Source organism: Dyadobacter soli (assembly GCF_900101885.1).
Classification (GTDB): Bacteria; Bacteroidota; Bacteroidia; order Cytophagales; family Spirosomataceae; genus Dyadobacter; species Dyadobacter soli.
This window is the reverse complement of sequence record NZ_FNAN01000023.1, coordinates 87357-101351: the sequence shown is the minus strand read 5'-3', so window position 1 is coordinate 101351 and position 13995 is coordinate 87357. Positions and strand designations below refer to the sequence as shown.

At 50.3% G+C, this 13995-nt stretch carries 11 protein-coding genes; 5 read left to right on the top strand and 6 right to left on the bottom strand.

The features are described 5' to 3' along the window. Window positions 1–54: 54 nt before the first annotated feature. Together BLQ88_RS30795 and pheA are read left to right on the top strand one after the other, a co-directional pair. Entirely contained in the window at window positions 55–1926 is a 1872-nt protein-coding gene (locus BLQ88_RS30795) for a DNA topoisomerase IV subunit B (RefSeq protein ID WP_090156866.1), read from the top strand. A 109-nt stretch (window positions 1927–2035) separates the two neighbouring features. Next, on the top strand, window positions 2036–3109 hold the full coding sequence (gene pheA, locus BLQ88_RS30790; protein ID WP_090156865.1) for a prephenate dehydratase: 1074 nt from the start codon (window positions 2036–2038) through the stop codon (window positions 3107–3109). 71 nt (window positions 3110–3180) lie between these two features. On the opposite strand, the gene BLQ88_RS30785 is transcribed toward pheA, so the two are convergent. The 3 genes from BLQ88_RS30785 to BLQ88_RS30775 are packed head-to-tail and all read right to left on the bottom strand — an operon-like array spanning window position 3181 to window position 6634. Then, window positions 3181–5349: a hypothetical protein gene (locus tag BLQ88_RS30785; RefSeq protein ID WP_090156864.1), complete on the bottom strand. Its 2169-nt coding sequence runs from the start codon at window positions 5347–5349 to the stop codon at window positions 3181–3183. A gap of 10 nt (window positions 5350–5359) precedes the next feature. After that, the gene (locus BLQ88_RS30780) at window positions 5360–6019 is read right to left on the bottom strand and encodes a porin family protein (protein WP_090156863.1); all 660 of its coding nucleotides are present in this window, start codon (window positions 6017–6019) and stop codon (window positions 5360–5362) included. Between the two features lie 3 nt (window positions 6020–6022). After that, entirely contained in the window at window positions 6023–6634 is a 612-nt protein-coding gene (locus tag BLQ88_RS30775; RefSeq protein ID WP_090156862.1) for a DUF4136 domain-containing protein, read from the bottom strand. Window positions 6635–7024: 390 nt separating this feature from the next. Between BLQ88_RS30775 and BLQ88_RS30770 the strand changes: the two genes are divergently transcribed. The 3 genes from BLQ88_RS30770 (at window position 7025) to BLQ88_RS30760 (ending at window position 9841) form a co-directional block, all read left to right on the top strand. Continuing rightward, window positions 7025–7585, top strand: a complete 561-nt coding sequence (locus BLQ88_RS30770) for a DinB family protein (protein ID WP_090156861.1) — start codon at window positions 7025–7027, stop codon at window positions 7583–7585. Window positions 7586–7796: 211 nt separating this feature from the next. Beyond that, window positions 7797–8474: a response regulator gene (locus BLQ88_RS30765; RefSeq protein ID WP_090156860.1), complete on the top strand. Its 678-nt coding sequence runs from the start codon at window positions 7797–7799 to the stop codon at window positions 8472–8474. Next, entirely contained in the window at window positions 8471–9841 is a 1371-nt protein-coding gene (locus BLQ88_RS30760; protein WP_090156859.1) for a HAMP domain-containing sensor histidine kinase, read from the top strand. The genes BLQ88_RS30765 and BLQ88_RS30760 overlap by 4 nt, the downstream gene beginning before the upstream one ends. 288 nt (window positions 9842–10129) lie before the next feature. Here BLQ88_RS30760 and BLQ88_RS30755 read toward each other — a convergent pair whose 3' ends face one another. The 3 genes from BLQ88_RS30755 to BLQ88_RS30745 form a co-directional block, all read right to left on the bottom strand. Further along, window positions 10130–11209, bottom strand: a complete 1080-nt coding sequence (locus BLQ88_RS30755) for a mechanosensitive ion channel family protein (RefSeq protein WP_090156858.1) — start codon at window positions 11207–11209, stop codon at window positions 10130–10132. A gap of 7 nt (window positions 11210–11216) precedes the next feature. Then, on the bottom strand, window positions 11217–12035 hold the full coding sequence (locus BLQ88_RS30750; protein WP_090156857.1) for an N-acetylmuramoyl-L-alanine amidase-like domain-containing protein: 819 nt from the start codon (window positions 12033–12035) through the stop codon (window positions 11217–11219). Between the two features lie 131 nt (window positions 12036–12166). Beyond that, window positions 12167–13906, bottom strand: coding sequence for an alpha-amylase family protein (locus BLQ88_RS30745; protein WP_090156856.1), 1740 nt, complete (start codon window positions 13904–13906; stop codon window positions 12167–12169). Between the last annotated feature and the right edge of the window lie 89 nt (window positions 13907–13995).

Sequence of the window (13995 nt, the reverse complement as noted above, 5' to 3'; positions counted from 1 at the left end):
TATTAAAATACCGCTTCCAAAAGCGCCAATACTCCTAAAAGAATAGTTATAAATATGGAAAGTACAAATGTTCAGTACGACGAGAGTAGTATCCGGTCGCTCGACTGGAAAGAGCACATCCGCCTGAGGCCCGGAATGTACATCGGGAAGCTCGGCGACGGCTCGTCGGTGGACGATGGAATCTACGTGCTCGTGAAGGAGGTGGTCGATAATTCGATCGACGAACACATGATGGGCAACGGTAAAACGATTGAAATTAAAATATCCGAACACCGCGTGGAAGTGCGCGATTATGGCCGTGGAATTCCGCTGGGCAAAGTCGTGGATTGCGTTTCGAAGATTAATACCGGTGGGAAATACGATTCGGGTGCATTTCAGAAGTCCGTGGGGCTTAATGGCGTCGGAACCAAGGCGGTAAATGCGCTTTCCAGCCATTTTAAGGTACAATCGTTTCGCGATGGCAAGACGAAAAGTGCGGAGTTCAACCAGGGGGCGCTGCTGAGTGAATCGACGGAGGGCACAACCAGCCAGCGCAACGGGACGCACGTGGCGTTTGAACCGGATGGTACCATTTTCAAAAACTTCCGCTACATTCCGCAGTACCTGGATAATATGATCTGGAACTACTGCTACCTGAATGCGGGGCTTACGATTAACTTCAACGGGCAGAAATACTTCTCGCAAAACGGCCTGTTGGACCTTCTGAAAAGCAAATCCGATGCGGAAACTTTGCGGTATCCGATCATTCATTTGAAGGGCGAGGACATTGAATTGGCGATGACTCATGGTAACCAGTATGGTGAGGAATACTATTCTTTTGTTAATGGACAGTATACGACACAAGGAGGTACCCATCTCGCTGCATTCAGGGAGGCAGTTGTGAAGGCCGTGCGTGAGCATTTCAATAAAGACTACGCGCCGGAAGACATTCGCTCGTCGATCATCGGCGCCATTGCAATCCGCGTTCAGGAGCCGGTTTTTGAATCTCAAACCAAAACAAAACTCGGTTCCAACACCATCACGCCCGACCCTAACAGCACGACTGTAAGGACATTTGTGAACGATTTTGTGAAGGAAAGGCTCGATAACTTCCTGCATATGAACCCCGAAGCACGCGATGCATTGAAAAAGCGGATCGAGCAATCGGAGCGGGAACGCAAGGAACTGGCAGGTATCAAGAAACTCGCCAACGACCGCGCGAAAAAAGCCAATTTGCATAACAAAAAACTCCGCGACTGCCGCGTTCACCTTACCGATTTGAAGAGTGACAATCGCTACGAAACCACATTGTTCATTACCGAAGGCGACTCGGCGAGCGGCTCCATTACCAAATCACGCGACATCCAGACGCAGGCGGTATTCAGTTTACGCGGCAAGCCATTGAACTCTTTCGGGCTTACCAAGAAGATCGTTTACGAAAATGAGGAATTCAACCTGCTCCAACATGCATTGGACGTGGAGAACGGTGTGGAAAACTTGCGTTTCAACCGCATTATCATCGCTACCGATGCCGATGTGGACGGAATGCACATTCGTTTGCTGCTGATGACGTTTTTCCTGCAATTTTTTCCCGATCTGGTTCGGAACGGGCATTTGTTTGTGCTTGAAACGCCGTTGTTCCGCGTCCGTAACAAGAAGGAAACGATTTATTGTTACAGCGAGGAAGAAAAACAGGCCGCGATTGAGAAGCTAGGTAACAAGCCCGAAATCACCCGTTTCAAAGGTTTGGGAGAGATTTCTCCGGAGGAATTCGGCAGGTTTATCGGGGAGGATATGCGTGTGGAACCGGTGATATTGCAAAAAGAAACGTCTATCCAAAAGCTGCTGAGTTATTTTATGGGTAAGAATACGCCTGAAAGACAACGTTTTATCATTGATAATCTCAAAGTAGAGAAGAATGTTGAAGAGCTTGCGCTCGCAGGCTAGGCCGGCAGTGCATTATCTTTGGCGTGGTCAAGTAATATCGGGCCGGGAAGTCCTTTATGCAAGTGTGTAAACGCACCTCCCGGTTTGAACAACTATTTAAAGTGTCTTTGTGGAATTAACGGATTTAAGAAACAGGATCGATGGGCTCGACGACCAGTTGCTGAGCATTTTGAACGAGCGCATGCAGCTCGTGAAAGAGGTAGGCGAGCTGAAACGGTCCTCCCAATCGATCATCTACCGCCCCGAACGAGAAAAACAAATCCTCGACCGGTTGGCAAAACATAACGACGGGCTTCTCACCCGCCAGGCGATTGACGCCATTTTCTTTGAAATTTTTGCCGTTTCCCGTAATCTGGAATTACCCGAGCGGGTATCCTACCTCGGTCCGGAAGGAAGTTTCACGCACCAGGCGGCAGAAGGCCGGTTCGGGGCGATGAGCGAGTACCTTGTGTTGCCAACGATCCATTCGGTTTTTGAAAGTGTAGAAACCGGGCGTGCCAAGTTCGGCGTGGTGCCTATCGAGAATAATCAAGAGGGGATAGTTGTAGAAACAGTGGATTTCCTGCGGGAGAAAAACCTCTCGATAGTGGCTGAAATGCTTTTAAAAGTGCATTTTACATTCGCGTCGCAATCGGATAGCCTGAAATCCATTAAAAGGATTTATTCCAAAGACATCGCATTCCGGCAATGCGGGAAGTTTATCAATGAATATCTGGAAGGCATGGGTATCGAGCTGATCCCGGTCGATTCCACTTCCAAAGCGGCCAAACTCGCTTCCGAAGAGTCCGACGCAGCGGCAATATGCTCGTCCATTTCGGCGCGGCTGTTTGGTGTACCTATTCTTTTCGACAATATCGAAGACAGCGACCAGAATCAGACCCGCTTCCTCATCCTGGCGAAAGATTTTACCAATGTGAAGAGCGCCGACGATAAGACTACGATCATCGCCAACCTGCCGAATACCAACCGGCCCGGGGTGTTGTACGAGTTTTTGAAAGATTTCAACGACCGCGGCATTAACCTTACCAAAATCGAAAGCCGTCCATTGCGCGGCGAGGCGTCTTTCCGGGCATGGTTCCTCGTGGAATTCCTCGGACATATGGACGACCCGCAGGTGCAGGAGATCATGCACAAGTATGGGACGCATTTGAAATGGCTCGGAAGTTATGTACGGGTTGCTTGATGTCCATCTTGTATAAAAGCAAAAAGCTCGCTTCATCGGCGAGCTTTATGCTTTTATAATGTATTGCAAAATTATTTCTTCAAAGTTCCACGGTATAGCGACGGCCAGTTGCCGTATAATTCGATTTCCGCTTCCGCGCCATCGGGCAATCGTACCTTCATTTTCCGCTGGGCGGAAGGCTGCTGGAATGAATCGACTGCCAGTACCACGATTTGATTCCCTTTCACGATAGAAGTAACAAAAGGCTGTTTGCCGTCTATCGCCAGCAATGCCTGCTCCTTTTTAGGCTGAACCCATTGTCCGTTCAGCTGGAATGCAAGGTCCTGGTTCTGGCCGCCTACAATCACGTCCTCGACTTGCTTGGCCATCCAGTTGCCCAACGCATAATATTCGGTAGGGAAGTCCCAGTATGGCGCGGCGGTACCGCCGGTAGTGTTGCGGCCCACTTCGTTTTCGGGCGTCTTGCCGTCGGCAGGGTACCATTCGTAGCCCCAGCCCCACATATCTTTGGATAATTTATACGCATTCGGGTTTTTCACGCTTGGGCCGCCATCGTGCCAGAGGTAGTAGCCGTCGAATAAGATCAGTGAGAATAGTGAAAAGCTCAATGCCTGGCTGGCGGGCATCATTTCGAGCTGGTTCATGACTAGCTCGCCCTGCGGGTCGGTGAGCTGGTAGTTCCAGGGTACGATGGGGTCTTTATACAAAGGCATGTACCGGTTCCAGCCGTAGAAAATAAATTTGTTGTTTTTTTGATAGGGCAGGAGCTTGTTAATGCGCAGCGAGTGGATCGCCGACAGCAGCACGAAGTTATTAGGCGAGTTGCCCGCATTATCGATTCCAAACATCGGTTTGGGATACACATCGATAGGTACTGTATTGAATATTTCCTGGAAACTGTCGCCATTCGGCAGCGGCTCGAAGTTCGGATTGTTGGCTTTTGGTTCGCTGTATTCCTTGATGAGCTCTTTCGGATTTTTCCCGCCGACGGTATTGATGTGCGGGTTAGTATAAGCCCCGCCGCCCCAGTAATCCATCAAATGCATGTTCGGATGGTTCTTTTTGACCACTCGCGAAAACCAGATCAGCCGCTGAATGACTTCTTTGGAATAATGCTGGTTCCAGAATTCAAAATCATAGGCATACACACCGAAGCCCGGTACGCCCGCCAATGCTTCTACCTGCTCCTTGGAGAGGCTTGCGAACCATTTTTCGTCCTTATCTCCAAAGTAATTGGGAGTGGCTGTGTAATGCAGCTTTTCCGCAGGAAATTCTTTTTCGGTATTGGATAAATACCCGATCCCGCGTTTGTAGTAATTATCGGAAGGCACGTAATTGTTCAGCCGGTACTGCATTACCAACTTGCCTTTAATGGGTTCGAATTCAGGGAACTTGGTGTCGAAGTCTACATTAATGGTGCGGGAAGGCGAAAACCATTCAGGAATGCTGATGCGTGTGAGTGCATTGGGCGCTGACTGATCCGGTTTGCCGGCAATGTAAATGTTCTGCTGACGAACGGTGCGGTTCTTGGCGGCATTCCACCAGTCGTTGTAAGGAGCGTCAATCCAGCGGGCTGTTACCGAGTACAAATAGCCGGGTTTTACCTCGATACCGTTCTCCAAACCTTGCACGGCAATGCCGTCGATCATGACCACCTTCGTGCGGCTGTCGTTATAATTGGCGAAGTCGCGGAGGAGGAGTTTACCGTCTTTGCGAACAGGCCGCACATCGAGCCAGTTATCCTTGCTTCCCTGGCGGGTCCATTCTTTGGTATCCACTACTTCATCGGCCACAGCCGCTTCGAAATTGAATGCGGCGGTTGTCTGGCAGCCCTGCTGGCCGAGGCTGGAAACCTGGATCTGCGCCTCGCCGCCTTCTACCCGTACGTCGGGGATCGTGAGCCACACGCCGAAACGGTGCGGTACGGACTGGAAGGTTTGCGTTTTGCCGTTCTGGGTAATTTTTACGTCATAAGGCGACAGTCCGCCGGCATTGGCTGCGAGTTCGAACTGCATTTCGCGGCCGATCTGGCGGTATCGGCGGATGGTGAGGTCGCAGGCATGGGAAGCGGAGTCGAGCGTCCGCGCCATGGGGAAATCCTCTTTAACCTGCGCGTAAGTTTTGTGGCTGCTTGGACCAAAACGGTTCCAGGCCCAAAGCCCGGAACCGATCAGGAATGCGAGAATGCCACTAAGCCAGAGAAGCGATGTTTTGGTCAAAACCTTCTTTTTTTGTGTCACGATGCGTTGTTTACCACCAACGATAGAATAGGCCTATCGAGCCGTTCACGGATGATATGCCTTTGTCGATGTAGTCATATTTGTAAGCCGTGGCATCGTACTTCACACGTACATCGAGGCCAACGGACCCATCTTTCTTGAATAAAAATTTGGAACCGACCCCTACGCCGTATTTAAAACGGACTTTCTGGTCCTGCGATGCCAGCGAGCCGTAATATACTGTATAATCGAGAATACTCGCGCCTGCGCTCACCTGCACATAGGGTTGCACCTGCGAGTTACGGGGCAGGAAATGGTAGTTTGCAAACAGCTCCACGGGATATTGCGACACGGTGCGGGTCTGTACGGCCGAAATCGTGCCGTCAGGCCCTTCGTACAATGCACGTGGTACGCGTTTCTCGAAATAGGTAGAGCCGATCTCACCGCCTATCGAAAGCGGCGAGTTTCTTAAAACCCATTCAATGGAGATCGAGGCATTCTGGAATGAAGCTTTGTCGATATAATTGTCCTTGAAAGAGCCCATCGGGATGGCGGCTGTATAGCGTGCGGTCGCCAGATAGTAGGTATACCGTTCAAACGGTGAGGCAATGGTATATAACCGGGGTTTTTCCTGTGCCAATGCGGGCAAAACACTTCCAAGAAAAAGGGCAATGATGATGATTCGTTTCATTTGTTACTTGATTTTGAGATAACCGGATTGGCCGAAGATGGAATCCGCCATTTTGTCGATGAGTTTCTGGTCGCCGATGGCCGAACCACGGATTTGCGCATCCCAGATCACATTGAAGGTCTTGCCGGATGGTGTGGTTTGCGGGTTTTTGAAGTCGAGCATGGAAATCAGCCACGAGCTTTCGCTGGTTTCGTAGTAGCTGTAATAGCTCGGGTAGCCATAGCCATAACCACCCCAGTAGCCGCCATAATAGGAGGAAAGTGGTTGTGAAACGACATTGAGATACGTGTTGGTGATCCACGAAACATTGATACCCACATCCGGATTTTCCTTGCGGCCTACATATTTATAGCCCATCGCTTCCATATTCTTGATCAGGCCTTGCAGCATGGCACGGTCGATATCATCCAGGGAAGCGCCTGCACGGTTATTTTCCACAATCAGCACGGAGTCGACGATGCTGAATGTTTTGTATTGTTTGTAATTGGCGGATTGATCGTGATTGGTGATGTATACCAACGACTCCTCGTTGGACAGGTCGCTGATCGGGTCTTTCGAACACGACACCAACCCAAGGCCGACGATCAGTAAGAGGAAAGAGGCTTTCTTGAACATTTGAATATGACTTTTTAAAATTTGTTAAATAAACGAAAGTTTAGAGTCGAATAGTTTAGCGTTACGAGGCTATGAGTCGATGAGTTTAAAGTTTATGAGTTCAGAGTTCATGAGGTTCAACTAAATGAACAATGACTCCGAACAGCACACTTTAAACTCACAGACTCTAAACTCTAAACTCATAGACTCTAAACTCATAAACTCAAAGACTTCAAACTCATCGACATACAAAGGTGACCGCATCCCTCAGCGATTGGTTGGAACGTTGAGCTTTCGCGCAGACGATCAGGAGAGTATGGAAACGTGCAAAATGTCTCTTTATAATTGAAAACACATTTGGATAATCTTCGTCCGAATCCCCGTAAATTTGCAGCTGTTTAATCTAATCATATGGAAGCAAAAGAAGAGATTTTAAGAATCATAGATGTACTCAACGACACCTACGAAAGCGAAGAGGCATGGTATGGGCCGTCGGTAGTGGAAGCACTGCGCGATGTAACCCCGAAAATCGCGGAAACGCGGCTGAGCAGCAATACGCACTCGATCGCCGAAATCGTGTACCACATGACTACATGGCGCATTTTCGCCGTTCGTAAGTTGCAGGGCGACGCCGAATTCGATATTAAAACGCAGGATAAGGACTGGAAGAAATTTCCGGTGGTGGATGAGTTCGAATGGGAGGCGATCCAGATGGAGCTGAGCCTGTCGCAGGAAGAACTTGTTTCGGAATTGGAAAAAATTGAAGACGACAGCTTCCTCGAGGAATTCGTGCCCGGCCGCGATTACTCTTATTATACATTGATCCACGGGGTGATCCAGCACGACGTTTACCACGCGGGGCAGATCGGACTCATTAAAAAAGCAGCGAAGGCCATGCGCCTGGAAGAGGACGACGACTACGGCGCATTTGGTGATCGTTCGGACTACGACAATTCCGCAGATTATTACTGATACCTACATGAAATTTTGTAAAAATAGGCAACTACCTATTGTTTATAATTTAAATTTTATATTTTGCATTATAATGGAACGTGGGATGTTGAGAAATGCCAACGTTCTAATGGTGTGGATATAGACGAAAAGGCTGTCCGATATTTCGGGCAGCCTTTTTTTAAGCAAAAATCTGTGCAACATTTGGCACTCTAAACCGCATGATCATCCTATGAAAATACTAATCGTTGAAGACGAACCGAAACTCGCGGGCTTTCTTAAAAGAGGCCTCGAAGAGCAATCGTGGGAAGTGGAATTGGCTTACGACGGACAAGTCGGCAAGAAAATGGCTTCCAACTACCGGTTCGACGTGATCATTCTGGATGTAAACCTGCCGCTACTCAACGGCTACGACCTCGCCAAGCAGCTCCGCGCCGACGGCCTTACTACCCCGATCCTGTTCCTGACCGCATTAGGCACGATCGACGACAAGCTCGACGGTTTCGAAGCCGGTGGCGACGATTATTTGGTAAAACCATTCGAATTCCGTGAATTGATTGCGCGTATCAAGGTGCTTTCGCAACGCAACAGCGCCCGCGAGCAATCCAGCCAGGTGCTCACCCTCGCCGACCTCGAACTGAACCTCGACGAAAAGGTAGCCCGGCGCGGCGGTAACCGCATCGACCTTACCGCCAAAGAGTTTGCATTACTCGAATACCTCATGCGCAACCGCGGACGTGTAGTGTCACGCGTGGATATTGCCGAGCAGGTGTGGGACATCCGCTTCGATACCGGTACCAATGTGATCGATGTGTACATTAATTTCCTCCGTAAAAAAGTCGATAAGGATTATCCTACCAAGCTGATTCACACGGTGGTAGGGATGGGCTATATTTTCAAGGAAGAATGAATATCAAAACGCGCCTGACGTTGCTGTTTACCATGCTGGTAGGCTCCATCATGGCGCTGTTTTGCCTTGCCATCTACTTTTTCTACGACCAATACCGCGAAAGGCAGTTCTACTCCTTCCTGAACGAACGCGGCCAGACGATCGCCCAGCTCGTGGAAGCAAGCCAGGGGATCAGCAAGGCCGATATCGAAAAGATCGAAAAGGAAAACAAAACCATTCTGCTCGACGAAGAAATTACGATTTACGACGGCTCCGACTCGATCATTTTTGTGAGCGGGAAGGAATATTTCAGACTTTCCAAGCCCATGCTCACCGAGGCGCGGGCCGGGAAGGAGGTCCATACCAAGCATCAGAAGAAAGAAGTCATTATCATCCGGCATATTTTGCAGGACCACCGGAAGCCGTGGGTGGTGGCCGTGATCGCGAACGATTACCTGGGTATGAACCAGTTGAATCGCCTGCGCGAAATCTTGCTGATTGGCTGGTTGCTATCCATGATTCTGGTAGGCGTGGCCGGCTGGCAGTTCTCGAACGACGCTATCAAGCCCGTGGCAGACATTATCGACCAGGTTAACAACATTTCGGCCGGTAATTTGCATGAAAAAGTACGGGTAGGGCGTGAAAAAGACGAGCTTGCATTGCTGGCCGAGACATTCAACCAAATGCTCACCCGCCTAGAAATCGCATTCGTGGCGCAGAAAAATTTCGTCTCGCACGCGTCGCATGAGCTGCGCACGCCGCTCGCGCTCATCATGAGCGAGGCCGAGCTCAGTCTGATGAAAGAGCGTTCCCCGGCCGATTACCAGGACGCATTGAAGGGAATATGGTCTGAGGCGAAAGAAATGAACGAGCTCGTGAGCCGCCTGCTCGAACTCGCGCGGACGGAGGAAAATGCATTCAGGGTAACCTTTTCCAAAATCAGGGTCGATGAGGTGCTCTGGCAGGCAAAAGGCTCGGTGCAGCAAAAAAACGCCGGTTACCAGGTACATATCCATTACGACAAGATCCCGGAAGACGAAGAGCAACTGAAACGGTTCGGAGACGAAAGCCTGCTCAGGACGGCATTCCTGAACCTGATGGACAATGCCTGCAAGTATTCACCGGACAAGACCTGCAATGTGTTTCTGGAAATCAAAAACAGGCTCATTGTAATTTATTTCCGCGATATGGGCCTCGGCATTGCGAAGGAGGAGCTGCCTTACATTTTCGATACCTTCTACCGCAGCCAGTCAACAATCAGCAAAGCGGGATACGGCATAGGTCTCGCATTGACCAAACGCATTATCAACATGCAGGGCGCCACCATCGAAGTAGAGTCTACATTAGGCACCGGCACGACCTTCATTTTGAAGTTCCCACCTTTTTAATTCCTTTTTAATTCAGCGTTAATGCCTCTTTAACAACGAAAAAGCTCCTTTGTAGTGTAAATCGCACGTTTGGATTTACGCATGCCGCGAGGCATTTTCAGTAGCTTTCACCCGTTGGTTTTCGCCGTTTTTTGCAGGCCGTCATTCATCTTTTTTCAAACAAAGCGGCGCCTGTGAGAATGCGGGAACATACGGTTCAAAATATCAAAGAAAACTGTATTGAGTTAAATTGAGTTAGGTGAGTAGTAAGAAAAGACTGGCCTTCGGATCTTCCGGAGGCCAATTTTTTTATATACCCGTTTCCGAAACCCTGAATTTCACCTGGACAGGCTCTTCCACACGCGTCGTGGGCAGCGCTTCCGGGTGTTCGTTTGCGATAAATTCAATGAGTTTTTCCCTTACCAGGCAGCGCAGATCGAAGGTTTCGCTGGAATTCCGGGCCGACATCAGCGCGCGGATCACCATCAGCTGCCCTTGCGTGTCCGTCACCTGCAATGCCCACGCGCGGCCGTCCCAGAGCGGTGTGGCGTCCAGGATCTCTTTCAGTTTCGCGCGCAGCTTGTCTACGGGCGTGTGGTAGTTGAGGTAGAAGAATGCAGCGCCGGTCAACGCGCTTTCGTTACGCGTCCAGTTCTGGAACGGTGTTTCAATGAAATAAGTAATGGGCAAAACAATGCGGCGCAAATCCCAGATATTCACCACCACGTAAGTCAGGTTGATCTCCTCGATACGGCCCCATTCACCTTCCACGATCACCACATCATCGATTTTGATCGGCTGGGTGAATGCGATCTGAATGCCCGCCATCAGGTTAGCCAGCGATTTCTGCGCCGCGAAACCGATGATCACCGACGCTATACCGGCCGAGGTAAGTATTCCCACTCCATATTGCCGCACACTGTCGAAGCTGAGCAGCAATATCGAAACGCCGATCGTGACGACCATGATCACCACAATGCGTTTCACAAACTTGATCTTTGTGAAAAGCCGCCGCGCCTGGTTATTATCCGGCGAATTGAAGTCGAGCTTATCAATCAGGATTTTTTCGATAATGATCACGATCCGGGCCATCAGCCAGGTGGTAATGCCGATGAGCGCAGTTTTACTCAATCCGAAAACCCAGTCGTATTGCGGGTTGGAGTAGGAGTACGTTTTGGCAGCCGCGGTGATGAGTACCATCGGCACGAAGAAATGCAGCACGCTGGTGAGGTTGTCGCGTACCGCGCGCACGGCCGTCCATTCTTTCCGGTTTGCCGTAATGTTAATGAGGCTAATGACAACAGTGCTGACGACCAGCCCGATAGTGCCGCTCAGCAGCAGTAAAAGCCAGGGGGAATTGCGGTAGTTAATCAGTTCGGTTAAATCCATTCCCTGTTCAGATATCGTTGAGACGGGCCACGATCATGCCCGTGTGTTTCGGGACGGAAGCGACATATTCGGCCAGGGGAACGTTTGTCATAATCACCTTTTTGCCCGTCAGCGAGGCGTGGATCAGGTAAGCACGGCTGCCTACCTTCGAAATAATGCCCATATGGTTCACATCGAGCCCTTCCACGGAGGAAGTAAATGCGACAATATCGCCATCGTGCAGCATTGGTTCGGCCTTTTGAATGGCGTTTTTAGGAATATAGCTGTGTTCCCGCGAGTTGATCACCGCTTCCTGCTCTTTCAGTTTTTCGTACACCTCGCTAGCCGCCAGGGAAGGGTAGAGATTGGCGTGGGTAGTCATGAAATTGATCTGCTTGTTGAAAGGAACCCCGCCTACTTTCGAGGTAATGTCTTCCAGCCGGCCGCGTTTCTGGTTTTCGTACATCCAGTCGAGAATGTAGTGCAGCCGCGAGGGATATCCGTCGATCAGCCCTTCCCGGTAGCGGAGGCGGGTCAGTTCGTTTTTATATTCTTCAAAAGTCGAATTCTCGGTTTTGGCGACCGCGAGTGCAATCACGCTTTCCACCAGTGTAGTACAATCCAGGCCGTCGAACTTGCAGACCAGCCGCTCGGTAGGGTTGCCTTCCAGCGTACCCGCCACGTACGGCGTGCCCAGAAAGGATTCACTGATCCGCAGTACCTGAGTGCCGATGTCCGGACTGGCGGGCAGCTCCATTTTCTGCACGAAAGTCTTTTGCAGGCTGGCCTGCCCGAAAGAGGCAACGGACCCGAGCAACAAAACGGAAAGCACTACAAATCTGATCATACTTGAATTTCTTTAAACCAGGGTACGTAAACGTCAAAAAACACTTGCCAAGCGAAGCCGGCAGCGCGCAAGTCTTGTAAAATTAATGATCATAAGCCCCTTTTGCAAAGATAACCGGGCCAGGCGGCGCGCTACTTCGGTACGATCTCGAACACAAATGACGAAATCGGCGGAAGCTCGATATGGACTCCCATGGAAGTAATATCGGCCGCGGGTAGCTGTATCTGAGGTACTTCGACGGGAAACACAGGTTTCAATTTATACGAACCCGTATTACCCAGTTTCAGCACGTTTGCCCAAGCATCCTGCGGCACCTTCACCAGCGTTTCTACGGTTCGCGATTCGTGAAAATTGTATACAAAGAGCAATTTCTGATTCTCGGTGTGGCGCAAATAGCTGTAAATGATGTTTTTGTCATAGTTGAACGACTGGCCGTCGGCATTGACATACTGCAAATCATAAAAAGCGCCCGCGTACACCGCCTCATTTTTCAGTACGAATGCATTCAGGTTCCCATAAAACTCCCGCAGCGTCTTTTGCTCGGTAGTAAGCAGTTCCTCATTGAATTTCCCGCCATTCACCCATTGCTGAAACTCGGGAACGCCCCAGTAGTCGAAAATGGTCGTGCGGCCGTCCTCGCCCTGAAAACCCTCCTGTTCGGTAGGGTCCACGCCGAGTTCCTGCCCGAAATAGAGCATCAGCGGACCGGTATGCAACGTGGCGCTGAGTACCATTGCCGGCAATGCGGTCCATGGATTTCCCGCAAAATACTGCGAGGCAATGCGCTGCTCGTCGTGGTTTTCGAGGAATCGGAGCATATGCTCGCTGAAATCGCCCGACTCGTGCTGCCATATGCGCGTAATGTCCGAAGCACTTCCATTCCCTTCGATAACGCGGCGCAGCGAGTTGTAGAGCCCCACTTTGTCGTACAGGTAATCGAATTTGCCGACATTAATGTAATTGCGGTATTCAAAAGGGTTATAAATCTCGGCGATAAATATGATTGCTGGGTTTTCTTTCTTCACTTCCGGGATCACCCAGCCCCAGAACTCGACGGGCACCATTTCGGCCATATCGCACCGGAAACCATCCACGCCCTTCCGGGTCCAGTACACGAGAATGTCGCGCATTTTGAGCCAGGTGGAAGGAATAGGGTCGAAATGGAGGGTGCGGCCGCTGAGGTAATCGACGCCGTAGTTCAGCTTCACGGTTTCGTACCAGTCGTACTGGCTCGGCTGGGCCTGGAAAACGTCGTTGCCGGTGGCTTTGGCTGGCCGCTCGTGGTAAGGGTTTGTTACCGGTAATGGCGGTTTGTGGCCTTCGGGTACGATGAAGTCGTGATTAGGGATGTAGTAGAAATTGTTGTTTGGACTGAAAGTGACCGTATTGTCATCGTCTTCCCCAAAATCTCTAATGCCTTCTGGCCGCGCATCCGAATGGTATTGCCGGGCGACGTGGTTGGGGATAAAATCGATGAGCACTTTCAGGTCGTGTGCATGCGTACGTGTCACGAGGCTTTCAAATTCCTGCATGCGGTTCGGTACATCCATAGCGAGGTCGGGGTCCACATCGTAGTAATCTTTCACGGCATAGGGCGACCCCGCAATGCCTTTTACAATGAGCGGATGGTCGGGATTGATGCCGAACTGCGAATAATCGGTCAGTGTGGCATGTTCCAGCACGCCGGTGTACCAGAGGTGCGTCACTCCGAAACCCTTCAATGCATTGAGCGCGGTATCGTCGATGTCGTTGAATTTGCCACATCCGTTTTCATCGATCGTGCCGTACACCTTATTGGTCGTATTCCGGTTGCCGAAGAGGCGTGTAAATATCTGGTATATAACGAATTTATCCTTCTTGTCGGCGGACATTTCTTTCGGTTTTATGGTTGTAACAGGAAAGCCGGCAGCGCGTTGTCGCAAGACCTTACAGGCCGCCTTTCGGCCCTGACGCAGCAAAT